Origin of the sequence: Amycolatopsis sp. SB7-3 (genome assembly GCF_041021335.1) — a bacterium.
GTDB classification, from domain to species: Bacteria; Actinomycetota; Actinomycetes; order Mycobacteriales; family Pseudonocardiaceae; genus Amycolatopsis; species Amycolatopsis japonica.
Map to the genome: position 1 here is coordinate 1,012,117 of NZ_JBFPJQ010000002.1, position 25,842 is coordinate 1,037,958.

A 25,842-nucleotide genomic window follows, 5' to 3' on the forward strand; every position below is an offset into this window, starting at 1 on the left:
GACGTCACCAGTCCAGATCGGGATCTTCGGCGACCGAGTTCAGCGCGGTCACGGTTGCGTGGCCTTCGCTCAGCAGGCGGGCGTCACTGCCCGGCGACAACTCGCCCTCGACCGTGACCGCGGTCAGGGTGAACGCGCCGTCCTCGCCGTTCTGGATGTGACTGCGCACCGCGCCGAAGTCGGCCAGCCCGGTGCGTTTCGGCGGTCCCACCTCGGCGCGATCCGGCACGTTCAGGTTCAGGACCGTACCGGCGGGCAGTTCCGTCAGCCGGTCGAACAGGGTCGCGGCGACGGCGACCGCGGTGTCCCAATGGGGTCGCGGGCCGGGGTCCAGTCCCACGTCGAGTGATACCGCCAGCGCCCTCGCGCCGTTGATCGAGGCCGTCAGCGCCGCGCCCACCGTGCCCGAGTGCAGGATCGCGCGCCCGACGTTCGCCCCGTGGTTCACCCCGGACAACACGATCTCCGGCGCTTCGCCGAACGTTCCCTGCGCCGCCGCCAAGGCGATCAGACCGGGGTGCGCGGCCACGGCGAAGGCGGGGACACCGGCCAGTCCGGGCAGTTCACGTCGTTCGATCGCGACCCGCCCCGCTCCCCCGGCGCCGGTCAGGCCCGCGCTGGTCCCGCTCGCCTCCGCCGCGGGCGCGGCGACCACCACGGTCCAGCCGTGGTCCACGGCGCCTTGGGCCAGCGCCGCCAGACCCGGCGAGTCGATGCCGTCGTCGTTGGTGATCAGGGCACGCATCAGGAGGCCTCCCACGGTTTCAGGCGTACGCGTCCGGTGAGTTCCCGCACGGCGCCGTCACTACCCGAACCGAGACCATGTCGTGTCACGTTGATCGCGCCGGCCGCGGCCCCGAGCTTCACCGCGTCTTCCAGCGAACGGCCCTGCGCCAGGCCGACCGCGAGCCCAGCGGTCATCGAATCCCCGCCGCCTCTGGTGTCGACCGGCGTCAGATCGGGCGACTCCACCAGGACGAACCGCCCTTCCAGGCAGGCGAGTGTCTCCTCGGCCGCACGCGACACGACGACCGCCAGGGCGCCGCCCGACGCCAGCTCACGGCAACCGTCCGCGAGATCGGCCAGTGAGTCCGACTCGGCCAGCCCGTCCTCGACCATCTCCTCGTGGCTGACCTTGATCACCGCCGGATTTCCCGCGAGCGCCTTGGCGAGCCGTTCCCCGGAGAGGTCCACCACGACCGGCGTGCCGTGCGTGCCCAGATCGCGGGCGAGCCGCTCGTACACCGAATGCGGTACCGGGACGTCGTCCCCGTCCGGTCCGCTGAGTACGGCCACGTCCGCGCGCAAGGCCTGGACCAGGGTCAGCTCGTACAGATCGTCGAGTTCGTGCCGGGTCAGCGCGTCCGCGGGCATCCGCACCATCTCGTCGCGGCGGCCGTCACGCCGGTCGTGCACGTAGGCGCCGTTGCGCGCCGCGACCTCGCGGACCTCCGCGTCGACGCCGATCAGATGCCGCAGCACCCGCCCGGTCTCCCCGCCGAGCGCGCAGCACACCACCGCCCGCGCGCCGAGGGCGTCGATCATCCGCGACTGCCACACGCCCTGCCCGCCCGCGTGCACGTGGACGTCGGGCGCCCCGTCCAGTTCCTCCACCGTCACCGTCAGCTGCGGAGACGGCGCGAACACCGCCACTCGACCCTCAGTCATACCGGCCTTTTACCCGTTTTGCCGGATTCCATGCGTGGGACAAGGCGACCGTGGCAGTCCACAAGTGGACTGAAGGCTCCCTTCGCCGCGTGTGATGCGACGAAGGGGGCCTTCGCCCGCGGCGACGGCTTACCCGCCGGCATGGGCCGAGCCAGTGGGGTTCGGGGCGTTGAACATCCTGGCTCCTCTACATGGATTCGTTGATGAAGGATTTGGGACAGTGAATGTCCCAAATCCTTCATCAATAACGCTCGACTCGGCCTGGAACGGGAGCGAATCCCGCCCACGCACAAGTCAGACGTAGATCAACAAATACCGGTCCGCCCTATCAGAACCGTTCGCCTTACCCCTCGATACTCGTGGCCGGGCCGGCGCTAGACCGACTGTTCGCGACGATAGTGACGAGCGGCTTTCGCGCGGTTGCCGCAGGTTTCCATCGAGCACCACCGCCTGGTGCCGTTCCGCGTCGCGTCGTCGAAGTACAGCGTGCACGCCGGATACGCCGAACACCGCTTGATCCGGTCCGGACGCGTGCGAAGCAGGCCCAAGTAGCCGTATGCCGCGAGCCACGCGGGCCGCCAGGCGGCGTCGTCGACCTCGATCACCTCTTCGACGCCGCCCTCCCGCAATTCCGGCCGCAGACGCCCACGCGCCAGCACCTCGTTCAGCGCACTCTCGGCGGGAGCACCGGGGTTTTCGAGCACCTCGCGCAGGACGGAACGCGTGTGGCGCAAAGGTTTCTCCGCGCCCGAAGGCTCCGGCAGGCCTCGCTCGGCCAGCCATGCGCCGACTCCCCCGGGCTCGTCGAAGACGTCGCGCCACTCACCACGGTCGGGCCACGTGGTGTTCAGCAGATCCAGCGCGAGGGGTTCACCGGTCAGAGGACGTTGCAGCACGTGAGCCATTCTACCCTCCGTCGACCGCTTGACAGGTTAGGTCGCCGCATGCTTGAGTCTAACTGTTCAAAAGTATTTAGACGGTTAGAGCCAAGGAGCACCTGTCATGTCCGAAGTCAGCCGGTCCGCCGGCGAGGTCTTCCACCGCACCGCGACCATCGACGGCCGGAGCGTCTTCTACCGGGAAGCCGGCGACCCCAGCGCGCCGACGGTGGTCCTGCTGCACGGTTTCCCCACGTCGTCTCAGATGTTCCGCACGCTGATCCCCGCGCTGGCCGACCGCTATCACGTCATCGCCCCCGACCACATCGGCTTCGGCCACTCCGACGCCCCGCCCGTCGACCGGTTCGAGTACTCGTTCGAGAACCTGACCGCGATCACCCTCGGTCTCCTCGACGCGCTCGGCTTGGACCGCTTCGCCCTCTACATCCAGGATTACGGCGCGCCCATCGGGCTCCGCATCGCGAGCAGACACCCGGAGCGGGTCAGCGCGCTGCTGGTGCAGTCCGGCAACGCCTATGTCGACGGCTTCACGCCGTTCTGGGACGTCCTGTTCGCCCACGCCAAGGACCGCGAAACCCACGAAGAGGCCGTGCGCGAACTCCTGGAGCCCGCGGCGACCCGCTGGCAGTACACCCACGGCGTCCCCGCCGACCGGCTGGACCGGCTCTCCCCGGACACCTGGACCCTCGACCAGGCCCTCCTCGACCGTCCCGGGAACAAGGAGGTGCAACTGCAGTTGTTCTGGGACTACCAGTTCAACCTCGACGTCTACCCCGCCGTCCAGGAGTACTTCCGCGAGCACCGGCCGCCGACGCTCATCACGTGGGGCGAACACGACGAGATCTTCGGCCCCGACGGAGCCCGTGCCTTCCTCCGCGACCTGCCTGACGCCGAGTTGCACCTTCTCGACGCCGGGCACTTCGCCCTGGAGACGCACGGCCCGGAGATCGCCGCCCTCATCCGGGACTTCCTCGGACGCGTCCTGTCCTGATCACGGCCGCCGTATCCTCTAAGCGAGGCGGAGGTGCGGAATGACGGACGAGCAACTGCTCATCGAGTTCGCGCTGACCCGGATGGACAATCCCGGCCTCGACCTCGAGGAAGTGGCCACACTGACCGTCCGGCGGCTCGGCGAGGACCGGATGCTGGACTTCGCCGGGCACACCCTCGCGAGCCGGGGCGAACTACGCGGAGCCGTGTTCCCCGCCGCGGTGGAACACGTGCTCCGCGTCGTTCTGACCTTGCGCGGCCCGGACGACTGAGCGCGCGGCCCCCTTCCGGGCCGCGCGGACCAGTACTGCGTCGTCAGCCGACGTGGATGCCCGGCCGCAGCGCCGGATCGCGTTCGCTGGTGCGGATGATCTCGCGGACCACCGGGGCGGTGTCGCCGCGGCCGAGGATCAGGTAGCGGAACAGGTGCCCGAGCGGATTGCCCTCACTCCATTCGAAATGACACTGCGGCCGCACACCGGTGGCGTCGCGCAACGCGAGCAGGACGGCCGCGATCGCGTTCGGCGCGGCCGGGCTTTCCACTCGCAGGACACGGAAACCTTCGATCTCGACACCGCGGACCTTCAGCACGTCGCTGAACCCGGACGGGTCGATGACGTCGATCTCGAGGAACAGGACGTCGGCGGCACCCGGCACCGGGTTCAGGCCGCGCTGCTCGGCCTCCTTCGCCCGGTACTCGTCGGCGTCCCCGGCCTGGCGGCGGTTCGCGATGATGGTCAGCGCGCCGTCGTGGGCGATGGAATCGGTGACGAACCGGCGGGCGGGTTCGTCGAATTCGATGTGCTCCACCCGTAGTTCCGTGGTGCGCGTGACCCGTGAGATCAGCGACACCACGATGATCCCGAGAATGAAGAACGCGGAGATCGTGAGGCCGTCGGGCTTCTCGATGACGTTCTCCACCAACGCGTAGATCAGGATCAGCGTCAGCACGGCGAACGCGATCGCGGCCTTGCGCTGCCGCTTCTTCGCCGCCGAGATCGCCACGGCGACCGACGCCGACACCATCATCGCGAGGATCCCGGTGGCGTACGCCCCGGCCTGGGCGTTGACGTCGGCCTTGAAGATGATCGTCACCAGGACGCAGATCGCGGTATAGACCAGCACCACCGGACGGACCGCGCGGGCCCCGTCCGGCGCCATCCCGTACGCGGGAAGATAACGCGGCACGATGTTGATCAGCCCGGCCATCGCCGACGCCCCGGCGAACCACAGGATCAGGATGCTGCTGATGTCGTAGGCGGTACCGACCCATTCGCCCAGCAGCTCGTGCGCGAGATACGCCAGCGCCCGGCCGTTCGCCTCACCACCCGGTTTGAACGCGTCGGCCGGGATCAGGACCGTGGTGACGAAACTCGTCGCGATCAGGTACACCGACATGATCAGCGCGGCGGCGGTGAGCAGCTTGCGGGTGTTGCGGATCCGGCTCGCCAGTTTCTGTTCGGCGTTCTCCCCCTTGGCCGCCACCAGCGGCATCATGCTCACACCGGTCTCGAAACCGGACAATCCGAGCACCAGCAACGGGAACGCCAGGATCGCCGGGCCGACGACACCGCCGAACCCGCCTCCCCCTGAGGTGAGCGCGTCGATCCAGCGGTCGAACGCGCCGGGTTCGGTGAACACCTCGCCGACCCCGGCGACCACGACGACGGCGTTGAGCACCAGGAAGATCGCGACCAGCGGGATCGCGACCCCGACCGCCTCGCTGAACCCGAGCAGGAACACCCCGCCCAGGATCAGCAGCAGGATCACCGTGATCAGCACCTCGTGCCCGTGCAGGAACGACGGGGTGATGGGGTTCTCCAACGCGTGCACCGTGGCGTCCGCCGACGACAGCGTGATCGTGATGATCCACGACGTCGCGACGAAACCCAGCAGTACCAGCACGAAGATCTTTCCGCGCCAGAACGGCAGCAGGTTCTCCAGCATCGCGACCGACCCCTGACCGTGCGGGCTCTCCTTCGCCACCCGCCGGTACATCGGCAACATCCCCAGCAGGGTCAGCGCGACGATCAGCAACGTCGCCAGGGGCGACAGCGCACCCGCGGCCAGCGCCGCGATACCGGGCAAATACGACAACGTGGAGAAATAGTCCACGCCGGTCAGGCACATGACCTTCCACCACGATTGCGGTGTCGTGTGCTCCTCGTGGCTTTCCGGCCCCACCGGCTGCACCCGGTGCTCCATCAGCCACCGGCCGAACTTGCCCGTCGGCGCCACTTGCCGATCCGGACTGTCCACCCGATCCGGAACAGCGTATTCCGGCACCTCGGTCATTCTCCTGGCCTCCCCGTGTCGCGTGCACGTACCCGCACGCCATCTCCCCGGGACAGGGCGGCCGCGCACCGACGCGGACACTAACGACCCAGCGCTAAGAAACGCCGATCCAGCCGTAAAGAAAACATCAATGTCGCGCGACGGGCGGTTCAGTGTCCGCGGGCGATCCATTCGGCCAGGTGCGGGGCTTCGGCGCCGATCGTGGTGGGGTCGCCGTGCCCGGTGTGGACCTTGGTGTCCTCGGGCAAGGCGAAGAGCCGTTCCTTGATCGAGGAGATGATCGTCGGGAAGTCGGAGAACGAGCGTCCCGTCGCGCCAGGTCCGCCCGAAAAGAGCGTGTCCCCGGAGAAGAGCGCCTTGGCCTCGGGAAGATGCAGGCAAACCGATCCGGGCGAGTGTCCCGGCGTGTGGATGACCTCGAGTTCCGTACCGGCGACGGCGATCCGTGCACCGTCCTCCGTGCTCCGGAAACTGACGCCGGGATGGGTCATCTCCCACAGCTCCCGATCCCCCGGATGCAGAACGACAGGCGCGTGCAGGTGCTCGCCGAGCTGCGGAGCGACGGTGACGTGGTCGTTGTGCCCGTGGGTGCAGACGACGGCGACGACCTTGCGACCGCCCACGGCCTCGGTGATGGTCTTCTCGTCGTGCGCGGCGTCCACGATCACGACCTCGTCGTCGTCCCCGACGAGCCAGACGTTGTTGTCGACGTCCCAGCTGCCGCCGTCGAGTTCGAAGACCCCGGCGGTGACGACGCGCTCGATCCGCAGGTTCCCGCTCACAGGATCACCACCGAACGCAGCACTTCACCGGCGTGCATGGCGTGGAAGGCCTTCTCGACACCGTCGAGCGCGATCCGCTCGGTCACGAACCGCTCCAGCGGCAGCCGACCCTGGAGGTACAGGTCGATCAGCATCGGGAAGTCCCGCTCCGGCAGGCAATCGCCGTACCAGGACGACTTCAGCGAGCCACCGCGCGAGAAGAAGTCGATCAGCGGCATCTCCAGCCGCATGTCCGGGGTCGGGACGCCGACCAGGACCACGGTGCCCGCCAGATCGCGGGCGTAGAAGGCCGCTTTCCACGTTTCCGGACGGCCGACCGCGTCGATGACGACGTCGGCGCCGAAACCGCCGGTCAGTTCCTGGATCGCGGCGACCGTGTCGGTGGAACTCGCGTCGACGGTGTGGGTCGCGCCGAGTTCACGGGCCCACGTGAGCTTCCGTTCGTCCCGGTCGACCGCGATGATCGTGCCGGCGCCCGCAAGCCGGGCCCCGGCGATGGCGGCGTCACCGACGCCCCCGCAGCCGATGACCGCGACCGAGTCGCCACGGCCGACGGCGCCGGTGTTGACCGCCGCGCCGAGCCCGGCCATCACGCCGCAACCGAGCAGGCCCGCGACGGCGGGGTCCGCGGCGGGATCGACCTTGGTGCACTGTCCGGCGTGGACGAGTGTCTTGTCCGCGAAGGCGCCGATGCCCAGGGCAGGCGTCAGCTCGGTGCCGTCGGTCAGCGTCATCTTCTGTGTCGCGTTGAAGGTGTCGAAGCAGTACTGCGGACGTCCGCGTTTGCAGGCCCGGCACTGTCCGCAGACCGCGCGCCAGTTGAGGACGACGAAATCCCCCGGCCGCACGGAAGCCACGCCCTCTCCGACGCTTTCCACGGTGCCCGCGGCCTCGTGCCCCAGCAGGAACGGGAACTCGTCGTTGATGCCGCCCTCGCGGTAGGTCAGATCCGTGTGGCAGACCCCGCAGGCCGCGATCGACACGACGACCTCGCCCGGGCCGGGGTCCGGGATCACGATGTCCGTCAGCTCCACCGGAGCGTTCTCGGACCGGGCGATCACCCCGCGCACCTGCTGTGGCATTCCCTGTTTCCTCCACCGTTCGACGACACAGGCATGCACCTGAGCGCATGCTTCACGTGAGGTTAGGCCGGAAGCAGGCGGCAGCGACCTGGCCATCGGTCCAGTGGATCCTGTCCTTTCGACCAGGCGAGCCGGTGGCTAGGCTCATCCGATGCCCGACTCCGCCGACCTGACCGCACTGCGCGACGTCATCGAGGGCCCGCTGCGCGAAATCGCCGACCGGTTCTCGCGGTTCCTCGCCGACGGCTGGCCACACCAGGCCCTGGTCATCTTCACCCGTGAGTGCACCGGGCGGCCTCGCAAGGTCACCGGTGCCCGGGAGATCACCGACAAGGTCACCATCGCCGAACTCGAAGCGCTCAAAGCGAGTGTGCCCGCCGGCCATCAGCTGACCACGACGGCTGCCCTCGGCGGTAGCACCCGGACGGTCTGGGCCGTGCAGGATCCGATCGGCACCCTGCTCGTCCTCGTCCCCCGGTCGAGCCGTACCCGCTTCCCGCAACCCGCTGTGCTGGCCGAGGTCTTCGGCATCGTCGCGACCTCGATCCGCCAGCAGGTGACCCAGGCCAGCCCCGACTACCTCGCCGAATCCCGCGCGGCCTCCAGCGAACGCGCCCGGACGATCGCCGAAATGGCCGCGGCACACGAAACCGCGCTCGTCACGGTCCTCACCACCCTGCGGTCCGCCCGGCTGGACGACCACCGCGCCCGGCTCGTGGCGACCGACTCCGCCTCGGCCGCGCTGGTCGCGCTCCGATCCGCTCGGGAAACCGATCTCGCGCAATCCGAAGAGCCCGCGCACGCCGCGTTCGGCAGGCTACGGCGGGAAATCCGGCAGATGCTGCGCCATCACGACGCGGAACTGGAGTTCACGGCCCCGGCGAAGAACGGGCAGCCGGTGCCGGGCGAGGTCGCCCATGCCGCCAGGGCGATGACGTGTGCGGCGGTCCTGGCCTTCACCGGCCAGCCGGACTTGACCCGCCTCCGGATCGCCTGGTCGAGCGACAGCACCGCGCTGCACCTCGATATCCGGGACCAGGAATCCGGGAACCTCGACGTCCAGGGTCTGCGAGCGCAGCTCGACGGACGCGCGAAAACGCTGGGAGCCACCGTCGAGATCGACGCCGTCCCCGGCTGGGGCAGCCGCGTCACCGTCGACCTCCCGTTCGAGCCGACCTCGGGCCGGGTCGACGAAACTCAGCTGGCGGACCTCAACCCGCGCGAACTCGAAGTGCTCCGCCTTGTGGCACAAGGACAACGCAACAAGTCCATCGCCGCCGCGCTCGGCATCACCGAAAGCACGGTCAAATTCCACGTCGCGGGCCTCTTGAAGAAGCTGAACGTCACCTCGCGGGGTGAAGCCGCGGCCTTGGCACTGAGTGCCGGAGTCCCCGGAACTCAGCCCGCCGTGCCGTGAAACGACAATCACGATCCGGCCTCGTCCGGTAACAGAAGATCGGTTTCACGGGACATACCGGCGTCGACCGTCACCACGCTGGAGGGGTTCGTGATCATCCGCCGTACCGTAGCCGCCGTTTCCGTCACGCTGGCCACGCTCTCACTGGCCGCATGCGGCGACAGCTCGCCGTCGGCGATCGGATCCGCCACGGTCACCGCGCCGAAGACCGCCGAAGACGTCACGAAGACACTCGGCGAGAAGATCGCGACAACGAAACTGATCAAGGTGTACACCGCCGAGGACGACCCGAATCACCTCCTCGGCCGCCCGAACGGCTACACGTCGAAGACCGCGTTCGGCGATTCCCGGGTCAAGCCGTCCGACGTCGAGTATCTCGGCGCGGATTCGGTGGAACGCGGCGGTTCGGTGGAGGTGTTCCCGGACGAGGCCGGCGCGAAAGCGCGGATGGACTTCATCCAGTCGGTAGCCAAGAATCTGCCCGCCGTCGGCGAATACGACTATCTGAAAGGCCCCGTCCTGGTGCGGGTGTCTCGGTTCCTGACGCCGGATCAGGCGAAGGAGTACGAGGCCGCGCTGAACGGCTGACGGGATCGAGCACCTCCCGGTTCACACTGTGCTCTGATCGAACGGCCCTCGAAGCCACTGATCGACCTGCCGTTGGCCACGCAGCCGGACGACGACGAGATCGGGGTGGCGATTCTCGTCGATCACCTTGCGGACCCGCGCGCGCATGATCGGGTGGTGGCGCCACGCGATCTTGACGATGTGCTGCGGGTCGGTGAAGAACGTGTGCAGCGGGCCCTCGACGTTTCCCCCGGCGATCTTCGAACCCCGCCCGACACGACGTTGAAGCGTGCGAACGACGACGCGAGTCGTGGCCAAGGCACGCGGATGATCAAGCCACACCAACACGTCGAGCCTCGCCGTCATGTACTCCCGGACCTGTTCGCCCTGCCACTCGATCGCCCAGACATCCTTGTCGAGGAACCGCAAAACGTCGGCCTGCCACGTCTCCCGGACCGTCCAACCAGGACCGTGGTAGAAGGACTCGAACTCGACATACGGCACGCCCATACGCTCGCACAGCGTTCGCGCGAGGGTCGATTTACCCGATCCCGCAGGGCCCGCCACCGCGACCCGCCGGACCGGCTGCCGAGGAAGAGGATCGGTTGGCCCGAGCACGTGCATGCGGTGATCATAGATCGACCGACCTGCCACCGACCGGAGCCAGGACATAGGGTCGACTCATGGCGCGTCTGATCCACATCAATGGTCTCTCACGGGTGGGAAAGTCCACCCTCGCCCGCCGTTACGCCGACGAGCACCCAGGAACGCTCGCCCTCGATCTGGATGTGCTCACGGGGTTGATCGGCGGTTGGAAAGAGAACTTCTTCGGGGCCTTGGAGATCGCCCGCGGTCACGGACGGGACATGGCCGCACGTCATCTTCGCGACGGACACGACGTGGTCCTCCCGCAACTTGTGACCGTTCACGACCGCGACCCGGACCCGGCCTTCGAAGCGGTAGCCCTCGCCACCGGAGCCACTTACGTCGAGGTCGCCCTCCTCGTCGACGACCACGAACATCTGCAACGCCTGCACGGGAAGCGTCCGGCCAACGATGTCGAGGCACAGCTCCAGACGATGCTGGACGATCCCGATTCCGACTTGCTCGACAGGATACGCGGTCACTTCGTCGAGTATCTGGCCGAACGCCCGCGCGCGATCCGGCTCGATACGACCGGCATCGGGGTGGACGAGTCGTACACGCGCTTCCTGAGCGTGCTCGACGTGCCACAGCAGAGGCTTTGACGTCGCGGCCTGGGAAGGACCACGCCCCGCGGCCGGACGGACCATTGATCGGCAACGCCGGCGGCCCGCTGTTCTACTTCGGCGTCGTCTACAGCAAGTACAAGTAAGCCACGGAGTTCGCCGTCGACCCGCGCTTAGGCACTGGGGCTCGTTTCGATCCTCAAACCGGACGGCTAGCGCCCTAGCGACACCCGAACATCTGTCGATTCTCATCCACGCCTGGCTCGCGTGCCGATCCCTTGCCGAAGAAGGGATCGGCGTCGGCGAGCCAGGCGTTTGTCGCTCCGCGGCCTCGAATCAGCTCCGCAGCTTCGTCACGGTCCACAGCACGGTTCCCGCGCGGCAGACCCGCAGACCGACGGCTTCCGCCTGACCGCCACTGTTGTGCAGGCAAAGCCCGGTCGACACGTTGGTGAAGTACTTTCGTCGTGGACGACGTCCGCCAGTCGCTGGCATTGGTCTCACAGGACCCGGCGAAGACCGACGACGTTCCGGCGGCGAGACACAGCCCGGACGCCTTGTTCTTGAACTTTCCGGGAGCGTAGTTGTTCCACTTCTGATGATTGTTCCCATCCTGGCAAACATGCGTGTACACGCTGCCCGCGGAATTGGAGTCCAGGCAGCGTTGGACCCCTGCCGCGAACCTGATCCAGAAAAGCGACTCGGCCTCTAGGCGGTGACCGGACCGCGGCGTTCCAGGAAGACGGTGTCCCGCCAAGCGCCGTCGCGTCGGACGATGCGCTCGCGGATGCCGACGGTGCGATAGCCGGCACTCTGGTGCAGGGCGATGGAGGCGCGGTCATCGGTGAAGAGCGACGTCTGCAGTGTCCAGAGCCCGGCCGCGTCGGCTTCCGTGACTTGCTTGTGCATCAAGGCTTTACCCACGCCGCGGCCACGGTGGCTTTCAGCGACATGGACCGATGTCTCGGCGACTCCCCGATAGCACTCGCGTTCCGAAACCGGAACGGCGACCGTCCAGCCGACGACTTCGCCATCGATCTCGGCGACCCATCGGTGGCCAGAGGTTTCGCGGCTGAGGACCTCGGCGTCGAATGTGGCGATTCCTTCACTCCAGATCCGGCGGACCGAGTCACGGTCCTCCTCGCGCAGCGCGCGGACGATGACGTCTTCCGACAAGTTCTCCGGGCAGCACGGACGCGGGGCGAGCAGGCCCATCACGGCGTCGGCGGCGTGTGGCAGCCCGCTGCAGCAGGCCTGGTTGATCGTCACGACCGTGGCCGTGCCTTCCTTGCGCAGGTGCAGGAAGCCGACCTCGGCCAGTTTTCGGACGTGATGGGAGCACGTCGACTGGCTGGTTCCGAGGATCTCCGTGAGCGCGCCGACGGTCAGGCCACGCGGCGAGGTCGCGACCGCGTGCAGGAGTTTGACCCGCATGGGCTCGGCGAGACAGGCGAACCAGCCGGCGTAAGTCGCGGCTTCATGCTCGGGCAGGAGAACGGGCACAACCGTGGTCATGGCGCCCAGTATCGACCGAAATCGATGGTTGCGTCAATCGACGCCGGTCGATACATTCCCTTCAATCGAGACAGATCGATGAAAGGGGCCTGGGGATGAACGAGCTGCCTGTCGTGGTGATCGGCGCGGGACCGGTGGGGTTGGCGGCGGCCGCCGAACTGGTGGAGCGGGGTTTCGAGCCGCTGGTGCTGGAACGCGGCGCGGGGGCCGGTGCGGGAGTGGCCGAGTGGAATCACGTGCGGTTGTTCTCATCGTGGTCCGAGCTCGTGGCTCCGGCGGCCGGGCGGTTGCTGCAGGGCACCGGCTGGGCGCGACCCGATGGCGAGACGTATCCGACGGGTTGGGAGTGGGCCGAGCGTTATCTGCGGCCACTGGCGACGGCGCTCGACGATCGGGTGCGATTCGGCGCCGAGGTGATCGGGGTCGCCCGTCGCGGCCGCGATCGGGTCGTGGACAGCGGCCGCGACGACGAGCCGTTCACCGTGCACGTCCGCGCCGACGGCACGGAGGAACGGATCGCGGCACGGGCCGTGATCGACGCTTCGGGAACCTGGTCGACGCCGAATCCCCTTGGCGGGGAAGGACTTCCCGCCATCGGCGAACGAGCGGCGGCGGACCGGATCGCCTACCGTGTGCCGGATCTGGGCGACCCGGCGGTGCGGACCCGGTACGCGAGAGGACACGTGGCGGTCGCGGGGAGCGGACACTCGGCGCTGACCGCACTGGTCGCGTTGTCCGGACTCGCGAAGGACGCGCCCGGTACGCGGATCAGCTGGGTGTTGCGCCGCGGGTCGGTCCGCAACACCTTCGGCGGTGGCGACGCCGACCAGCTCCCGGCGCGGGGCGCGCTCGGCCTGCGGGCTCAGGAGGCCGTGAAATCCGGGCTGATCGACGTCGTGACCGGGTTCCGCACAGAAGCGCTCGAACGCGACGACGCGGGGAGGCTCACGCTGATCTCCTCCGCGGGAAAGCGGATCGAGCACGTCGACGAAGTGGTGACGCTGTCCGGGTTCCGACCGGACCTGACCTGGTTGTCGGAGCTCCGGCTGGAGCTGGACCCGGCTCTGCAGGCACCGGTCGCACTCGCGCCGCTGATCGATCCGAACGTGCATTCCTGCGGAACCGTCTACCCGCACGGTGCGAAGGAACTCGCCCACCCGGAGAAGAACTTCTACCTGGCCGGGATGAAGAGCTATGGCCGAGCGCCGACGTTCCTCGCCATGACCGGTTACGAACAGGTCCGCAGCATCGCCGCCGAACTCGCCGGTGACCACGAAGCGGCGACGCGCATCGAACTGCGCATGGCCGAAACCGGCGTATGCGGCGGCGCCGGACTGTTCGACGAGCCGGACGACGCGCAGTCCGGGGGATGCTGCGTTACGGCGGAGGCGGAAGTTCTGACCCCGTCATGATCACCACCCGCGGTTCCGCTCATTCCGCCGGGGCTTTCGTGGTCCAGCGTTTCCGCAGCCGGAGACTCACGTACACCAGGGCGACCAGCACCGGGACCTCGATCAACGGTCCGACGACCCCGGCGAGCGCCTGACCCGACGTCACGCCGAAAACGCCGATGGCGACGGCGATCGCGAGTTCGAAGTTGTTGCCCGCGGCGGTGAACGCGAGTGTCGTGGTGCGTTCGTAGGACAGCCCGGACGCCTTGCCCAGCAGATATCCGCTGGTCCACATGACGGCGAAGTAGACAAGCAGCGGCAAGGCGATCCGGGCCACGTCGAGAGGCCGGGACGTGATGGTCTCCCCTTGCAGGGCGAACAGGATCACGATGGTGAACAACAGGCCGTACAACGCGACCGGGCCGATCTTCGGCAGGAACGTGCCCTCGTACCAGTCACGGCCCTTGTTTCGCTCCCCCACGCGGCGGGACAGATAGCCTGCGGCGAGCGGGATCCCGAGGAAAACGACGACGCTGAGCGCGATTTCCCACGGTGAGAAGTCGACGCTCGAGGTGTCCAGACCGAGCCAGCCGGGCAGCAGGTCCAGGTAGAACCAGCCGAGCACCCCGAACATCAGCACCTGGAAGACCGAATTCACCGCGACCAGCACCGCCGCGGCCTCGCGATCACCGCAGGCGAGGTCGTTCCAGATGATCACCATCGCGATGCACCGGGCGAGACCGACGATGATCAGGCCGGTCCGGTATTCGGGAAGGTCCGGCAGCATCAGCCAGGCGAGCGCGAACATCAGCGCGGGGCCGAGAATCCAGTTCAGCACCAAGGAAAGCACCATCGTGCGCCGGTCCTTGGTCACCGCGCCGAGCCGGTCGTAGCGGACCTTCGCCAGCACCGGGTACATCATCAGCAACAGCCCGAGCGCGATCGGCAGCGACACCTGCCCGATCTTCACCGCGTCCAGCACCTCCCGCAGACCGGGAATCACGCTGCCCAGCAGCAGCCCGGCACCCATCGCGCCAATGATCCAAGCCGGCAGATAACGGTCCAGAAAGGACAGTTGGCGCAGGACGTCGGGTTCGTCGGCGGCAAGCGTCACGTTGGGGCCTCCTGGCTCCGGGAAGTCGTTCAGGCGTCGAGGATTTCGGCGACCAGACCGCGGACGCGGCGGTCGATCTCGTCCCGGATCGGACGGACGGCGTCCACGCCCTGCCCCGCCGGGTCTTCAAGGGGCCAGTCCAGGTACCGCTTTCCGGGGAACACCGGACAGGTGTCCCCGCAGCCCATGGTGATCACCACATCGGATGCCTCGACGTCCTCGGTGGACAGCTTGCTCGGCACCTCGGCGGTGATGTCCAAGCCCCACTCCGCGAGCGCCGCGGCCGCGGCCGGGTTCACCGTCCCGGCCGGCTCCGAACCGGCCGACCGGACGGCGATACGGCCGAGCGAGTAGTGCTGCAGCAACGCCGCGGCCATCTGCGAACGACCGGCGTTGTGCACGCAGACGAACAGCACCTCGGGTGTGCGGGCCATCGGCGGAGTCCTCTCGATGCTGGACTGGATCGAAATCTGCGAATCCAGATTCAAGAGCTTGCATCGATATTTGTCAATCCACCGGGTACGCTCGCCGTCGAAGGTCACCCGGACCGAGGAGGGCACGTGGCGACGGAGAACGGGCGCGGCCGGAAACCGGTGCCCATCACACTGCTGATGGCCGAGCCCGCGGCGGTCATCGCCCAGGACGAGGCCGAGCAGGCCGCGAAGTTGTTCAAGGCCCTCTCGGATCCGGTCCGGATCAGGCTGCTGTCACTGGTCCGCTTTTCACCCGGCGGCGAGGCCTGCTTCTGCGATCTCGCCGAAGAGTTCGACATGCCGCAGCCGTCGCTGAGTCATCATCTCCGCGTTCTGGTCGCGGCGGGCATCCTCGATCGGGAGCGACGCGGCACCTGGAGCTGGTACACCGTCCTTCCCGAGCCGCTCCGATCGCTGGAGACACTTCTGCACGCCGGTGGCCCGCTGGCCGACCGGGCCGCGCCGCTGTCGAAGACGTGACCGTCCGGCTGACGATAGGCCGCGGCACCTGACGGTTCCGCGGGCCACCACAACATGTCCACAACAGTCTCGTGTCGTGCCGCCGGTCAGGATTCCCGCTCGATCTCTTCGACGCAGGGAGGGAACTTGCGCGCATTGAGGAAGCTTTCCGCGATGGTCGCCGTAGTGGCCGCCACCATGCTGTGCCCGGCGACGGCCGACGCCGCCGTCGGGTGCGCCCAACTGAGCCGGGGCAGCAACATCGACCCCGGTCTGGCGTCGATGCCGAACGGGCCGTTGGACATCTTCCAGGTCAGCTCGGCAGGCAACGTCTTCCGCACTCAGGTGGATCCGCGCACGAACGGTGTGATCAGCGCCGAGAACCTCGGCGGGGTGTCCCGCTCCGAGCCGGGCGCCGTCTCGTGGGGCCCTGGACATTCGGCGGTATTCGTCCGTGGCGCCGACGACGCGCTGTACTTCATGCAATTCGAGAACGGTGTGTCGTCCGGCTGGCAGAACCTCGGCGGGGTCATCACCTGGAACCCGCACGCGGTTTCGGCCGGGCCCGGGCATCTCATCGTCTTCTATCGAGGCTCCAACAAACAACTGTGGTACCGCGAATACGTGAACGGCGTGTGGGGTCCGCACACCAGCCTCGGCGGCGTGCTGACATCCAGTCCGATCGGGGTCTCCTCGCGGCCGGGCCATGTCGCGGTCGTCACCCGGGGCCAGGCGAACGATCTGTACTACCTGGAACGGGTCGGGGCCGGCTGGAGCAACTGGGTCGGGCTCGGCGGCAGGTTCGCCGTCGACCCGATCGCCGTCTCGCGGGGGCCGGGACTGGTCGACGTGTTCGTGCGGACGACCAACTCGCGGATCGCGGGGATCAGCTACAACGGCTCGTCCTGGGGCTCTTGGTTCGACCTCGGGGCGCCACGGGGCGGCGCGGTGTCCGAACCGGGCGCGGCCGCGACGAGTTCGGGCGAACTGGTCGTGTTCGCCCGCGGTGACGAGGCTCCCGCGCAGTTCCGCCCCATCACGCGCAACTCCTCGTTCGACGGCGGGCTGACCTGGTCGGGCTGGATCATGGTCGACGCGGGTTATGGCACCCCGTCGCCCAACAACCCCGAAGCGACCGCGAACGCGTTCGGCGGCTGGAACTTCGCCGCCACGAACTTCCCGGTCGACGCCCGTGTCGGACCGCTACGGGTCTGCTCGTCCTCGCTGTGACCGCGAAATCGCCGCCGGGGCGCCGTTCCCGGCGGCGGTTCGTGGCCTCACTTCTCCCTCAGCCACTGCTCCGCTTTTCGCCAGATGGCCCGCGAATCGAGGTCGGCGGTGCGCCAGGTGGTGGCGCGGGTGGTGCCGAGGTCGCGGTACTTCCGCATGATCGCCACGTGGGCGGGCAAGCCGACGAACCCACGCAAGCCCTCGTGGTCGCGCCACACCGAAACCGAGCCCAGCCGCCGGCGAAGCGGCTCCGCCCACAGCCATTGGCCGACCGCGCCGGGCAGCCGGGGCCACTCGCGGCTGAGCACGTAGCCCGCCCGGTAAGCACCTGGTGTGCTCCGGAAGCCGTCGAGCGTCAACGCGGTGACGCTGACCAGCATGTCTCCGGAGAAGTCCGCGGCATGGCCGGGCATCCACTTACCTCTGATCATGCTCGCTCCTCACGTCGTCCCAGCCCGAGATGGCTGCGCCGTGCTTATGATACGCACATGCTTATCATTGAGTGCCCGGCGGATACCGGATCTGGGACAACAAGGGGCGGCGATGGTGGGGCGACCATTACGAGTTGTGCCCCGACGATCTACTCGCCGAGTTGAACGACGCCGCGGACCCAGTACGGATCACCACCTTGCTCAAGCGCTATCGAGCGCTCCGGCGCTGACCTCGCCGGGTGTTGCGCCTACGCTGGCGGATCACCGGGCCACGCGAGGAGGCAGCGATGCGCAACGAAGCCATGGAACGGTTGAACGTCCTGGTCGGTTCGTGGCGGACGACGCTGAGCGACGCGTGGTTTCTGGACCCGCCCGATCAGGAGGTGCCGGGTTCGGCGACGATCGAATGGCTCGGTGACGCGTTCGTGGTCCTTCGCTGGACGATGGACGGCGAGGAAGGGCAAGCCGCGAGCGAGATGGTCCTGGTTCTCGGTCGCAGCGACGCCCGCGACGCGTATACGGCTCTGTACCACGACGAACGAGGTGTGTGCCGGGTCTTCGCCATGACCTTCGACGGAACGAACTGGAGCCTGAGCCGGGAAGACCCCGACATGTTCCAACGGTTCGTCGCCGAGGTCGGGCCGGATCGGATCACGGGCCGCTGGGAGGCGTCCGAGGATCAGGGATCCACCTGGCGCAAGGATTTCGACCTCGTTTTCGAGAGGTAGCCGTCGGGTCTTCCGGACGGCGCCGGTGAAGCCCGCGCCGCCAGCTGCAGGGCCCGGCAAGCGCGAAACTCGGGTGCGATCGGCCCGGTCTGCCGCTACGGTCCCGACCATGCCCGCGGATGCTTTCGTACCAGCCGGTTTCGCCCCGCCGACCGCGCTGGTCACCGACGAGTTCCGCCTCGAACCCTTGGGACCGGAACACAATTCGGCCGACCATGCCGCCTGGATGTCGAGTATCGAGCACATCCGCTCCACTCCCGGCTATCCCGACGGCGACTGGCCGCCGCGCGGCGGCATGACCCTCGACGAGAACCTCGCCGACCTGCGCCGCCACGCCGAAGACTTCGCGCGACACAAAGGCTTCACGTTCACCGTCCTCGGCCCGGCCGACGGCGACGTCATCGGTTGCGTCTACCTGTACCCCACGGCATCCGAGGACTGGGACGTCACGGTGCAGTCCTGGGTGCGGGCCGACAAAGCGGAGCTGGATGGCGCGCTCGCGGACGCCGTCGCGCGCTGGCTCGTCTCGGATTGGCCGTGGGAACGGGTGGATCGCTGCGGTCGTTGAGACGCACTCAGAGCGTCACGCCTCTCACGAGGCGCCGACGACCCGAAAACGCAGGTGAGTGGCGACCCCCGCGACAGGTTCACCCTCCGGCACCAACTCACCCCCGCGTCCGCCGAACAGCCCGGTCCCCTGCCCCAGCAGCACCGGGGCGACGTGGAGATGCACCTCGTCGAGCAGGCCCGCGACGAGCAGTTGCCCGGCGACGTCCGCGCCCAGCACCAGGACGTCCTTGTCTCCCGCGGCGGCTTTGGCCCGCCGGACCGCGGCCTCCAGTCCGTCGAAGGAGAACGTCCCGCCGTTGTCGCCGCGGAGGTCTTCCTCGATCCGATGAGTCACCACGAAGCTCGGCACGCCGGGCCACGGCGTACCTCCCCACGGCCGCAGGCCGAGGTCGAAGGTGCGCCGCCCGATGACGGTGGCCCCGACGATCGCGTTCACCTCCTCGACGGCACGGGCGTCGGGCCCCTCCCCCGCCATCCACTCGTGCAGCCGTTCACCGCCGTCCCCCATCGGCTCGTCGGCCCGCACGTTCGGCCCGGCGGTGAAACCGTCCAGCGACATCGACACGTCCAGCACCACCTTGCTCATCGCAAGGCCTCCTTCTTCTCCGCGGCGCCGCGATCCGGGCGCGTTCATCGAAGAGTCGGAGCAGACCCGGCCATCTCGACATCGGCGATTGCGCGATCCGGCCGACGCGGTCTATGTTCCTACATGTCCGGATATCGTCCCGGACTGTCCGTTTATCGGACACCTCGCCGGAATCGGCCGAAGACGAGGAGCGAAAGTGACGAACGTGCCCGCCTCGCGCGCGACGGCCGATTCGAGTGTCAGCCGGTCGGCGTTCCGGCGAGTCCTGGCGGGCAGTACGGCGGGCGCCGTGCTCGAGTGGTACGACTTCGCGCTCTACGGGATCCTGGCGGCCACTGTTCTCGGCCCGCTGTTCTTCCCCGGTGGCAACGGATTCGCCCAGTTGCTGCTCGCGCTGGCGACACAGGGGCTCGGTTTCGTCGCCCGCCCGATCGGCGGCATCGTCTTCGGGCATCTCGGCGACCGCCTCGGACGCAAACCCATGCTGGTGACCACTTTCCTGCTACTCGGGTTGTCGACTTCCGCGATCGGGCTGCTCCCCACCTATTCGCAGGTCGGGATCGGGGCGACGATCTCGCTCGTCGTGCTGCGGCTGATCCAGGGATTCGCCCTCGGCGGCGAGTTCGGCGCGGCGGTGCTTATGGTCAGCGAATACGGGAGCCCGAAACGACGCGGGTTCTGGTCGGCGTGGCCGCAGGCGGGAGCGCCTCTGGGCACGGTGCTGGCCACGGCCGTGGTCGGCGGGATCGCCTTGGTACTTCCCGGCAACGCCTTCGATCAGTGGGGCTGGCGAGTCGGGTTCCTGTTCGCGATCCCGCTCCTGGTCATCGGTTTCTGGATCCGGCGCCGCATCGACGAGTCGCCGGTGTTCCAGGAAGCACAGGCACGGGCAGCCGCGAAACCCGTCCGCGAACGGTCGAGCATCCTCGAAACGCTCGCCCACCCCGGCCCCGTCCTGCGCGGTCTCGGCGTGCGTCTGGGCGAAAACGTGGCGTTCTACGTCTACACCGTCTTTGTGGTCGCCTATGCCACAAAGACTTTCGGCTACGACAAGTCCGACGTGCTCCTCGCCGTCGCCATCGGGTCGCTGCTGCAATTCGCGGGGATGCTCGCCGGCGGCCACTGGTCCGACCGCGTCGGACGGCGCACCGCGATGCTGGTCCCCGCGCTCGGTCTCGCGGTCTGGGCGCCGGTCTTCTTCGCGATCGTCCAAGCCGACGCGTTGCCTCTGCTGTATCTTGGTGTCGGCGTCGGCGCCGCGCTGCACGGGCTCCTCGCCGGGCCTGAAGCGGCTTGGATCGCCGAACTCTTCCCGACGCGCCGCCGTTTCGCCGGCGCTTCCCTGGTCTTCCAAGGATCTTCGATCATCGCCGGTGCGCCGGCCCCGCTCATCGCGGTGTGGCTGGCCGAAAAACAGGGCCCCACGGCGGTCGTGCTGTACCTCGTGGGCACGATCGCCGTCACCGTCGTCGCCCTGCTCCTCAGCGGCGAAACCCGTGGAGCCGACCTGAACTAGGCGCCGATGGGCACGAGCAGCCCGAACACCCGCGTCGCGATCCGACCCTCGGCGACCAGCGCCGGGTGATCCGCCACCACCGCTTCGCCGCCCGACCACGGACGGCTGTCCAGCAGGACTTCGTTGTTCAGCAACGCGCCCTCGTTGTGCGCGACGAACAACCGGAGCCCGTGCACCTTCCGGCTGAGCTTCTCCGCGCGCAACGCTTCCAGCAACCGGTCGAGCAGCGGTTCGACGGAAGGCACGTTCTCGGCGAACAGGGTGATCTGCGCGCCCAGCACCAGTTCGAACGCACCGTCAGGATGGTCGTACCGCTCGCGGTCGACCTGATCGGCCGCGGCGCCGGGCGACAGCAACCCGTCGACGATCGGATGCAACGCCCCATGGCGGAAACCGTCCACCGCACGGCCGATCGCCTCACGCCAAGTGGTGCCGTGCCCGGCGAAGCTCTCGACGAGCCACGGCTCGGCCAGCGCGGGATGCGACACGGCGAAGTCGACCTGAGCCATCACCATGCCTTCCGGGGCGGGATGCACGATGAGTTTCGTATCGACACGAGTGTCATCGCCCAGCAGGACACCGTGCTCGCGAAGGAAAGCTTCGAATACCGCTTGCGGTGAAGGCACACCGCCGTCGCCCTCGACGACCGGTTCCAGATCCTTGAACAACACGGGTTCGCCGAGTTCCAGGTCCGCGAGCTGCGATCCGGCGTTCAGCGCCTCGTTGATCACGGCGAACGTGCTGCTGCGAAACGCGATCCGCTCGAACTCCGCACGGTTCGCGTACTGGGCGCGTTCATACGCCGCCACGAAAACCGGCTCCTGCGCGAGGAAGACCTGCCCGCGGGAGTCGCGCACGGTGTCCGGATACGTGACGTCCGGCAGCAACCGCCGGACGTAGGCCATCGGCAGGAAAACCAACAGCCGCTCGGCCAGCCACGGCTCCACTCCCGCGCCCGTCAGCCGTTCCCAGAACATGTCGTCGCTCGGCGGTTCTTCGCCAGCGCAGAACGCGGCGATCCCGATTTCGAGCGCGGCATCGAGCCCCCGTGATGCGATCATCGCCGAAGTCTAGTCAGCAGCGGGTTTCGAGCCACTCCTGGAAGGTGGGGCCTGCCAGCTTGGCGTGCGGACCGGGCAGGAACCCGCCCTTGGCGGCGATCTCGCCGTCGGGCACGTCCGCCGCGTCGATGCCGACGACCTTGATCCCCCGGGCGTCGCCGGCGAGCCGGGCCGCCTCCGCCATGATCTCCTGGCGTGGCCCGGCGATCTCTGGGATCGGAGTTCCCGGCGCGACCGGAGCGGCCGCAAGATCGGCGAGCTCCTCGGCCACGGCGCGGCAGGCCACGAGTCGAGTGGGCGCCGCCGGAACATAAGCGACGTCGTCCCGCCGCCAGTCGAGCAGCTGAAGCACGAACTCGTGGAACTGAGCCGCCCGCAGAAGACGGACCGGGAGCGGCCCCGACAAGAGGAACTCTTCGTGCTTCTTCTTGGCGGCGAGGAAACCGGTGGTGGCGTTGTCGACGCCGATGATGGACGCCGCGGCGATCAGGCCGACTCCGGCCCGCCTGCCTTCCTCGTGCAGATTGCGGGCCGAGGTACGGAAGAACTCCGTCGCCGCCTCCTGGTCGGAAGCGTGCCAGGAAGCGACGTCGATGATGACGTCGGTCCCGGTGAGCGCCTCGGCGAGCCCCTCACCGGTGATGATGTCCACGCCGGTGGCCCGGGACATCGGGACGACTTCGTGCGCGCGTTCGGTGAGGACGTCGACGACGTGGCGTCCCAGCCGCCCGGTCGCTCCCGCCACTGCGAACTTGCTCATGGTTCAGGCCTTTCGTGGAGGTGGAAGGTCAGTCGGTGTAGTTCCGGCCGGGCGGCATCCCCGGGATCGGCTTCGCGATGAGCGCGGCGGGGGCGAAGAACCCGATGTGGGCGATGACCATGACGAGCGTCCAGAGCGCCTTGTCGTCGTAGTGCGCGGACGCCCTGGCGTACAGCTCGTCGGGAACGCGCTCCCCCGACGGATCGGCGGTGAACACGGCTTCCCCCAGCTCCAGCGCGACCCGTTCGGCATCGGTGAAGCAGGTGGCGTCGCGCCAGGTGACCACGGAGGCGATCCGCTCTTCGTATTCACCGAGCTCTCGCAGCACGCGCGTTTCACGGACGACGAAGTACGTGCTGCCCAGCAGCTGCCCGGCACGCAGTTGCACCAGGCTGACGGTGGTCGCGGGAATGGTGCCGTTCTTGATGACCGTGTGCAGGCCCGCGCCGACTTCCGCCAGCTCGGGCACGAAGGGGAGCGGATTGGGCATCCGCGACCGCGGACCCTTCGCCGAAGTTGTGGACATGATCGGGACTTCCTCACTCGTCTGTCGCTTGGTGACGAGCAAGAGATCCCGGCGGCACGCCCGGTGTGACAAGTCCACCTTGTGGCGCAGGCCACCATTCTCGGGTGTCACAAACCAGCGGCGGCCGGGATCGTAGGGGCAAACAACGAACAGGGGGAACTGCGATGAGCGAGCGGCACGAGGGATCCGGCGCCCTGGATCCGGCGACCGAAGCCTTCGTGGCCCATCGCAATCTGCTTTTCACCGTGGCCTACGAGATGCTCGGTTCGGCCACCGACGCCGAGGACGTGCTGCAGGAGACCTGGCTGCGCTGGTCGGGTGTCGCGCTCGACACGGTGCTGGACCGGCGCGCGTTCCTGGTCCGGATCACGACGCGGCAGGCGCTCAAACGTCTGCGGACACTCGGCCGCCGCAAGGAGTCCTACGTCGGCCCGTGGCTGCCCGAACCACTGCTGACCACACCGGACGTGGCCGAGGACGTCGAACTGGCCGCGAGCGTTTCGATGGCGATGCTGCTCGTGCTGGAGACACTCGCGCCCACCGAGCGGGCGGTTTTCGTACTACGGGAGGTTTTCGCCGTCGACTACGACGAGATCGCCCAGGCCGTCGACAAGACTCCCGCCGCCGTGCGGCAGATCGCTCATCGGGCGCGAGCCCACGTCGCCGCGCGCAAACCGCGCGGCACCGGGTCCCCGGCCGAGCACCGGGCCGCGCTCCAGGCGTTCCAGGCCGCGGTGGAAACCGGCGATCTGCAGGGGCTGCTCGACATCCTCGCGCCGGACGTCGTCGCCCTCAGCGACGGTGGCGGGCTCAAGCACGCCCTGCCGCGGCCGGTCGTCGGCGCGGACGCGGTGGCGCGGCTGCTGGCCGTCGGCTGGTGGAAACGCGGGGCGGAACGGACCGTCGAGCCGGTACAGGTCAACGGCGGACCCGGTCTGCTCATCCGGATCGGCGGCGAGATCGATGGTGTGCTGGCGGTGCGGGTCGAAAACGGCCACGTCACCGGCGCCTACCACGTCCGCAATCCCGAAAAACTCTCAGGTGTGGCCAGGGAAATCACGGTGAGCCGATGACGAAAGCGTCCTTCGCCGCATCAGACGCGGCGAAGGACGCTTTCAGCCCGTCCAGGGTCACTCCCGGACGGTGGCCGGGGAACGCTGGGGTTCGTCCGGAACGGGATCGACGGGCGCGGCCGGAACCGCCGGCTTGCCGCGCCGCCTGCGGATTTCGAACCCGACGAGGATCAGCGCGAGCGTCACGGCGCTGAGCCAGAACTGCGAGCGGGTCGACGGCAGCAGCGCCATCGCCAGGATCACGCCGCCCATCAGCGCGATGGTCGCGTAGCTCAGCCAAGGGAACAGCCACATCTTGAGCGTCAGCTTGTCCGGATCCTCCCGCTCCAGCCGTCGGCGGAGCCGCACCTGCGCGAGTGCGATCGAGAGGTACACGAACAGCGCGACGGCGCCGTAGGAGTTGACCAGGAACTGGAAGATCAGGTCCGGCGAGGTGTAGGCGGCGATGACGGAGACGTAACCGATGACCGTCCCGGCCAGGATCGCGCGCCTCGGCACGCCGCTGCCGGAAAGGCGGGTGAACGCCTTCGGCGCGTCGCCGTTGCTGGTCAGCGCGAACAACATCCGCGACGAGGTGTACAGGGCCGAGTTCAGGCACGAGAGCACCGCGGTCAGGACGATCGCGTTCATGATCGTCGCCACGGCCGGGATGCCGAGCACGTCCAGCACCGCCGCGTACGGGCTGACCGCCGTCGCCGGATCGTCCCAGGATTTGATCGCGACGACGAGGAACACGGATCCGACGTAGAACAGCACCACGCGGAAGATGATCGAGCGCATGGCCTTCGCGACCGCCTTCTGCGGCTCCGCGGATTCGGCGGCGGCGATGGTGACGATCTCCGCGCCGGTGTAGAACCCGATACACGGCACCACCGCCGCGAGTACCGCGCCGATCCCGAGTGGCGCGAACCCGCCGTGGGACACCAGGTTCGTCAGGCCGCCGTTGGCACCCGGCCAGAAACCGAACAGGTACAGGGCACCGACGACCAGGAACACGACGATCGCGACGACCTTGATCGACGAGAACCAGTACTCGAACTCCCCGTAGGACCGCGCCGAGACCATATTGGTACCGGTGAGGATCAGCAGCAGGCCGAGGCTGAGCACCCACAGTGGCACGTCGGGTACCCACAGCTGCAGGATCCGGCCGCCCGCGACGGCCTCGACCGCCACGACGATGACGAAGAAGTACCAGTACATCCAGCCGACGGCGAAGCCCGCGCGGTTGCCGAGCGCCTCCCTGGCGTAGACGTAGAACGACCCGAGCGCGGGTTTGGCGATCGTCATCTCCGCGAGCATGCGCATGATGAGCACGGTGATGAGACCGGCGATGAGGAACGAGACCACCGCCGCCGGGCCCGCCGATTGGATGACCACGCCACTGCCGACGAACAGCCCGGCGCCGATGACGCCGCCGAGGGCGATCAGGTTCATATGTCGCTGTTTGAGCCCTGGTTTCAGGCCGCTGCTCTGTGCGGGACCGGACGTTGAAGTCACGTCT

30 protein-coding genes are annotated in these 25,842 nt (G+C 68.1%); 13 read left to right on the forward strand and 17 right to left on the reverse strand.

Features of this window, described 5'->3' with window-relative positions; genetic code table 11:
* Positions 1-4: 4 nt before the first annotated feature.
* The 3 genes from surE to AB8M46_RS22825 all read right to left on the reverse strand — a co-directional run bounded on the left by surE (position 5) and on the right by AB8M46_RS22825 (position 2,573).
* Positions 5-745: a 5'/3'-nucleotidase SurE gene (gene surE, locus AB8M46_RS22815; RefSeq protein ID WP_394361487.1), complete on the reverse strand. Its 741-nt coding sequence runs from the start codon at positions 743-745 to the stop codon at positions 5-7.
* Positions 745-1,668 (reverse strand): 1-phosphofructokinase family hexose kinase, encoded by a 924-nt coding sequence (locus AB8M46_RS22820; protein ID WP_394361488.1) that lies wholly within the window; start codon positions 1,666-1,668, stop codon positions 745-747. Before AB8M46_RS22820 ends, surE begins: the two co-directional genes overlap by 1 nt.
* 374 nt (positions 1,669-2,042) lie before the next feature.
* Entirely contained in the window at positions 2,043-2,573 is a 531-nt protein-coding gene (locus AB8M46_RS22825) for a CGNR zinc finger domain-containing protein (RefSeq protein WP_394361489.1), read from the reverse strand.
* A gap of 97 nt (positions 2,574-2,670) precedes the next feature.
* Here AB8M46_RS22825 and AB8M46_RS22830 point away from each other — a divergent pair, with 97 nt between their 5' ends.
* Both AB8M46_RS22830 and AB8M46_RS22835 read left to right on the forward strand, forming a co-directional pair.
* Positions 2,671-3,558, forward strand: coding sequence for an alpha/beta fold hydrolase (locus tag AB8M46_RS22830; RefSeq protein ID WP_378420786.1), 888 nt, complete (start codon positions 2,671-2,673; stop codon positions 3,556-3,558).
* A gap of 40 nt (positions 3,559-3,598) precedes the next feature.
* Positions 3,599-3,829 (forward strand): hypothetical protein, encoded by a 231-nt coding sequence (locus AB8M46_RS22835; protein ID WP_037339177.1) that lies wholly within the window; start codon positions 3,599-3,601, stop codon positions 3,827-3,829.
* Positions 3,830-3,872: 43 nt separating this feature from the next.
* On the opposite strand, the gene AB8M46_RS22840 is transcribed toward AB8M46_RS22835, so the two are convergent.
* The 3 genes from AB8M46_RS22840 to AB8M46_RS22850 all read right to left on the reverse strand — a co-directional run bounded on the left by AB8M46_RS22840 (position 3,873) and on the right by AB8M46_RS22850 (position 7,716).
* Positions 3,873-5,852 carry an amino acid transporter gene (locus AB8M46_RS22840; RefSeq protein WP_394361490.1) on the reverse strand — a complete coding sequence of 660 codons (1,980 nt, stop codon included), beginning with the start codon at positions 5,850-5,852 and terminating at the stop codon, positions 3,873-3,875.
* A gap of 149 nt (positions 5,853-6,001) precedes the next feature.
* Positions 6,002-6,634 (reverse strand): MBL fold metallo-hydrolase, encoded by a 633-nt coding sequence (locus AB8M46_RS22845; RefSeq protein WP_394361491.1) that lies wholly within the window; start codon positions 6,632-6,634, stop codon positions 6,002-6,004.
* Positions 6,631-7,716 (reverse strand): S-(hydroxymethyl)mycothiol dehydrogenase, encoded by a 1,086-nt coding sequence (locus AB8M46_RS22850; RefSeq protein ID WP_394361492.1) that lies wholly within the window; start codon positions 7,714-7,716, stop codon positions 6,631-6,633. The genes AB8M46_RS22845 and AB8M46_RS22850 overlap by 4 nt, the downstream gene beginning before the upstream one ends.
* Before the next feature lie 151 nt (positions 7,717-7,867).
* On the opposite strand from AB8M46_RS22850, the gene AB8M46_RS22855 reads away from it, so the two are divergent.
* Positions 7,868-9,133: a LuxR C-terminal-related transcriptional regulator gene (locus AB8M46_RS22855; protein ID WP_394361493.1), complete on the forward strand. Its 1,266-nt coding sequence runs from the start codon at positions 7,868-7,870 to the stop codon at positions 9,131-9,133.
* Positions 9,134-9,223: 90 nt separating this feature from the next.
* Positions 9,224-9,721, forward strand: a complete 498-nt coding sequence (locus AB8M46_RS22860; RefSeq protein WP_394361494.1) for a hypothetical protein — start codon at positions 9,224-9,226, stop codon at positions 9,719-9,721.
* Between the two features lie 21 nt (positions 9,722-9,742).
* On the opposite strand, the gene AB8M46_RS22865 is transcribed toward AB8M46_RS22860, so the two are convergent.
* Positions 9,743-10,324, reverse strand: a complete 582-nt coding sequence (locus tag AB8M46_RS22865) for a (d)CMP kinase (RefSeq protein ID WP_394361745.1) — start codon at positions 10,322-10,324, stop codon at positions 9,743-9,745.
* Between the two features lie 59 nt (positions 10,325-10,383).
* On the opposite strand from AB8M46_RS22865, the gene AB8M46_RS22870 reads away from it, so the two are divergent.
* Positions 10,384-10,947 (forward strand): AAA family ATPase, encoded by a 564-nt coding sequence (locus AB8M46_RS22870; RefSeq protein ID WP_394361495.1) that lies wholly within the window; start codon positions 10,384-10,386, stop codon positions 10,945-10,947.
* Between the two features lie 181 nt (positions 10,948-11,128).
* Here the strand turns inward: AB8M46_RS22870 and AB8M46_RS22875 are convergent, their stop codons facing one another.
* Together AB8M46_RS22875 and AB8M46_RS22880 are read right to left on the reverse strand one after the other, a co-directional pair.
* Positions 11,129-11,542 carry a hypothetical protein gene (locus tag AB8M46_RS22875; RefSeq protein WP_394361496.1) on the reverse strand — a complete coding sequence of 138 codons (414 nt, stop codon included), beginning with the start codon at positions 11,540-11,542 and terminating at the stop codon, positions 11,129-11,131.
* A gap of 74 nt (positions 11,543-11,616) precedes the next feature.
* Positions 11,617-12,423: a helix-turn-helix domain-containing GNAT family N-acetyltransferase gene (locus tag AB8M46_RS22880; protein ID WP_394361497.1), complete on the reverse strand. Its 807-nt coding sequence runs from the start codon at positions 12,421-12,423 to the stop codon at positions 11,617-11,619.
* A gap of 95 nt (positions 12,424-12,518) precedes the next feature.
* On the opposite strand from AB8M46_RS22880, the gene AB8M46_RS22885 reads away from it, so the two are divergent.
* Positions 12,519-13,835 carry an NAD(P)-binding domain-containing protein gene (locus AB8M46_RS22885; RefSeq protein WP_394361498.1) on the forward strand — a complete coding sequence of 439 codons (1,317 nt, stop codon included), beginning with the start codon at positions 12,519-12,521 and terminating at the stop codon, positions 13,833-13,835.
* Between the two features lie 19 nt (positions 13,836-13,854).
* Here the strand turns inward: AB8M46_RS22885 and arsB are convergent, their stop codons facing one another.
* Together arsB and AB8M46_RS22895 are read right to left on the reverse strand one after the other, a co-directional pair.
* Positions 13,855-14,928, reverse strand: a complete 1,074-nt coding sequence (gene arsB, locus AB8M46_RS22890; protein ID WP_394361499.1) for an ACR3 family arsenite efflux transporter — start codon at positions 14,926-14,928, stop codon at positions 13,855-13,857.
* A gap of 29 nt (positions 14,929-14,957) precedes the next feature.
* Positions 14,958-15,362, reverse strand: a complete 405-nt coding sequence (locus tag AB8M46_RS22895; protein ID WP_037340261.1) for an arsenate reductase ArsC — start codon at positions 15,360-15,362, stop codon at positions 14,958-14,960.
* Between the two features lie 126 nt (positions 15,363-15,488).
* On the opposite strand from AB8M46_RS22895, the gene AB8M46_RS22900 reads away from it, so the two are divergent.
* Positions 15,489-15,881, forward strand: a complete 393-nt coding sequence (locus AB8M46_RS22900) for an ArsR/SmtB family transcription factor (RefSeq protein WP_394361500.1) — start codon at positions 15,489-15,491, stop codon at positions 15,879-15,881.
* A gap of 126 nt (positions 15,882-16,007) precedes the next feature.
* Positions 16,008-17,090, forward strand: a complete 1,083-nt coding sequence (locus AB8M46_RS22905; RefSeq protein WP_394361501.1) for a hypothetical protein — start codon at positions 16,008-16,010, stop codon at positions 17,088-17,090.
* Between the two features lie 47 nt (positions 17,091-17,137).
* On the opposite strand, the gene AB8M46_RS22910 is transcribed toward AB8M46_RS22905, so the two are convergent.
* Entirely contained in the window at positions 17,138-17,521 is a 384-nt protein-coding gene (locus AB8M46_RS22910) for a hypothetical protein (protein WP_394361502.1), read from the reverse strand.
* Positions 17,522-17,592: 71 nt separating this feature from the next.
* Here AB8M46_RS22910 and AB8M46_RS22915 point away from each other — a divergent pair, with 71 nt between their 5' ends.
* The 3 genes from AB8M46_RS22915 (at position 17,593) to AB8M46_RS22925 (ending at position 18,817) form a co-directional block, all read left to right on the forward strand.
* On the forward strand, positions 17,593-17,751 hold the full coding sequence (locus AB8M46_RS22915) for a hypothetical protein (RefSeq protein ID WP_394361503.1): 159 nt from the start codon (positions 17,593-17,595) through the stop codon (positions 17,749-17,751).
* A gap of 57 nt (positions 17,752-17,808) precedes the next feature.
* Positions 17,809-18,249, forward strand: coding sequence for a hypothetical protein (locus AB8M46_RS22920; protein WP_394361504.1), 441 nt, complete (start codon positions 17,809-17,811; stop codon positions 18,247-18,249).
* 109 nt (positions 18,250-18,358) lie between these two features.
* Positions 18,359-18,817 (forward strand): GNAT family N-acetyltransferase, encoded by a 459-nt coding sequence (locus AB8M46_RS22925; protein WP_394361505.1) that lies wholly within the window; start codon positions 18,359-18,361, stop codon positions 18,815-18,817.
* Positions 18,818-18,841: 24 nt separating this feature from the next.
* Here the strand turns inward: AB8M46_RS22925 and AB8M46_RS22930 are convergent, their stop codons facing one another.
* Entirely contained in the window at positions 18,842-19,405 is a 564-nt protein-coding gene (locus AB8M46_RS22930; protein WP_394361506.1) for a dihydrofolate reductase family protein, read from the reverse strand.
* Positions 19,406-19,601: 196 nt separating this feature from the next.
* On the opposite strand from AB8M46_RS22930, the gene AB8M46_RS22935 reads away from it, so the two are divergent.
* Positions 19,602-20,921 (forward strand): MFS transporter, encoded by a 1,320-nt coding sequence (locus AB8M46_RS22935; RefSeq protein ID WP_394361507.1) that lies wholly within the window; start codon positions 19,602-19,604, stop codon positions 20,919-20,921.
* Here the strand turns inward: AB8M46_RS22935 and AB8M46_RS22940 are convergent.
* From AB8M46_RS22940 to AB8M46_RS22950, 3 genes are read right to left on the reverse strand one after another with little or no spacing between them, the layout of a single operon-like run.
* Positions 20,918-21,982 carry a DUF6348 family protein gene (locus AB8M46_RS22940; protein WP_394361508.1) on the reverse strand — a complete coding sequence of 355 codons (1,065 nt, stop codon included), beginning with the start codon at positions 21,980-21,982 and terminating at the stop codon, positions 20,918-20,920. The two genes, AB8M46_RS22935 and AB8M46_RS22940, sit on opposite strands and share 4 nt — an antisense overlap.
* A 13-nt stretch (positions 21,983-21,995) precedes the next feature.
* Positions 21,996-22,742 carry an SDR family oxidoreductase gene (locus AB8M46_RS22945; RefSeq protein ID WP_394361509.1) on the reverse strand — a complete coding sequence of 249 codons (747 nt, stop codon included), beginning with the start codon at positions 22,740-22,742 and terminating at the stop codon, positions 21,996-21,998.
* A gap of 28 nt (positions 22,743-22,770) precedes the next feature.
* Complete coding sequence (locus AB8M46_RS22950) at positions 22,771-23,268, reverse strand: carboxymuconolactone decarboxylase family protein (RefSeq protein WP_394361510.1); 498 nt, start codon at positions 23,266-23,268, stop codon at positions 22,771-22,773.
* 164 nt (positions 23,269-23,432) lie between these two features.
* Here AB8M46_RS22950 and AB8M46_RS22955 point away from each other — a divergent pair, with 164 nt between their 5' ends.
* Positions 23,433-24,341 carry an RNA polymerase sigma-70 factor gene (locus AB8M46_RS22955; RefSeq protein WP_394361511.1) on the forward strand — a complete coding sequence of 303 codons (909 nt, stop codon included), beginning with the start codon at positions 23,433-23,435 and terminating at the stop codon, positions 24,339-24,341.
* A 57-nt stretch (positions 24,342-24,398) separates the two neighbouring features.
* Here the strand turns inward: AB8M46_RS22955 and AB8M46_RS22960 are convergent, their stop codons facing one another.
* A complete protein-coding gene (locus AB8M46_RS22960) occupies positions 24,399-25,775 on the reverse strand; it encodes an amino acid permease (RefSeq protein WP_394361746.1) in 1,377 nt (458 codons plus the stop codon).
* Between the last annotated feature and the right edge of the window lie 67 nt (positions 25,776-25,842).

What these genes read in the sequence shown, in the direction of transcription:
- AB8M46_RS22880 (WP_394361497.1), bottom strand. Translation starts at nt 12,423, where the DNA reads ATGACCACGGTTGTGCCCGTTCTCCTGCCCGAGCATGAAGCCGCGACT.
- AB8M46_RS22960 (WP_394361746.1), bottom strand. Translation starts at nt 25,775, where the DNA reads ATGAACCTGATCGCCCTCGGCGGCGTCATCGGCGCCGGGCTGTTCGTC.
- AB8M46_RS22930 (WP_394361506.1), bottom strand. Translation starts at nt 19,405, where the DNA reads ATGAGCAAGGTGGTGCTGGACGTGTCGATGTCGCTGGACGGTTTCACC.
- AB8M46_RS22820 (WP_394361488.1), bottom strand. Translation starts at nt 1,668, where the DNA reads ATGACTGAGGGTCGAGTGGCGGTGTTCGCGCCGTCTCCGCAGCTGACG.
- AB8M46_RS22865 (WP_394361745.1), bottom strand. Translation starts at nt 10,324, where the DNA reads ATGCACGTGCTCGGGCCAACCGATCCTCTTCCTCGGCAGCCGGTCCGG.
- AB8M46_RS22870 (WP_394361495.1), top strand. Translation starts at nt 10,384, where the DNA reads ATGGCGCGTCTGATCCACATCAATGGTCTCTCACGGGTGGGAAAGTCC.
- AB8M46_RS22910 (WP_394361502.1), bottom strand. Translation starts at nt 17,521, where the DNA reads ATGATCAGAGGTAAGTGGATGCCCGGCCATGCCGCGGACTTCTCCGGA.
- AB8M46_RS22945 (WP_394361509.1), bottom strand. Translation starts at nt 22,742, where the DNA reads ATGAGCAAGTTCGCAGTGGCGGGAGCGACCGGGCGGCTGGGACGCCAC.
- AB8M46_RS22895 (WP_037340261.1), bottom strand. Translation starts at nt 15,362, where the DNA reads ATGGCCCGCACACCCGAGGTGCTGTTCGTCTGCGTGCACAACGCCGGT.
- AB8M46_RS22955 (WP_394361511.1), top strand. Translation starts at nt 23,433, where the DNA reads ATGAGCGAGCGGCACGAGGGATCCGGCGCCCTGGATCCGGCGACCGAA.
- AB8M46_RS22885 (WP_394361498.1), top strand. Translation starts at nt 12,519, where the DNA reads ATGAACGAGCTGCCTGTCGTGGTGATCGGCGCGGGACCGGTGGGGTTG.
- AB8M46_RS22925 (WP_394361505.1), top strand. Translation starts at nt 18,359, where the DNA reads ATGCCCGCGGATGCTTTCGTACCAGCCGGTTTCGCCCCGCCGACCGCG.
- AB8M46_RS22840 (WP_394361490.1), bottom strand. Translation starts at nt 5,852, where the DNA reads ATGACCGAGGTGCCGGAATACGCTGTTCCGGATCGGGTGGACAGTCCG.
- AB8M46_RS22855 (WP_394361493.1), top strand. Translation starts at nt 7,868, where the DNA reads ATGCCCGACTCCGCCGACCTGACCGCACTGCGCGACGTCATCGAGGGC.
- AB8M46_RS22940 (WP_394361508.1), bottom strand. Translation starts at nt 21,982, where the DNA reads ATGATCGCATCACGGGGGCTCGATGCCGCGCTCGAAATCGGGATCGCC.
- AB8M46_RS22830 (WP_378420786.1), top strand. Translation starts at nt 2,671, where the DNA reads ATGTCCGAAGTCAGCCGGTCCGCCGGCGAGGTCTTCCACCGCACCGCG.
- AB8M46_RS22850 (WP_394361492.1), bottom strand. Translation starts at nt 7,716, where the DNA reads ATGCCACAGCAGGTGCGCGGGGTGATCGCCCGGTCCGAGAACGCTCCG.
- surE (WP_394361487.1), bottom strand. Translation starts at nt 745, where the DNA reads ATGCGTGCCCTGATCACCAACGACGACGGCATCGACTCGCCGGGTCTG.
- AB8M46_RS22920 (WP_394361504.1), top strand. Translation starts at nt 17,809, where the DNA reads ATGCGCAACGAAGCCATGGAACGGTTGAACGTCCTGGTCGGTTCGTGG.
- AB8M46_RS22950 (WP_394361510.1), bottom strand. Translation starts at nt 23,268, where the DNA reads ATGTCCACAACTTCGGCGAAGGGTCCGCGGTCGCGGATGCCCAATCCG.
- AB8M46_RS22825 (WP_394361489.1), bottom strand. Translation starts at nt 2,573, where the DNA reads ATGGCTCACGTGCTGCAACGTCCTCTGACCGGTGAACCCCTCGCGCTG.
- AB8M46_RS22835 (WP_037339177.1), top strand. Translation starts at nt 3,599, where the DNA reads ATGACGGACGAGCAACTGCTCATCGAGTTCGCGCTGACCCGGATGGAC.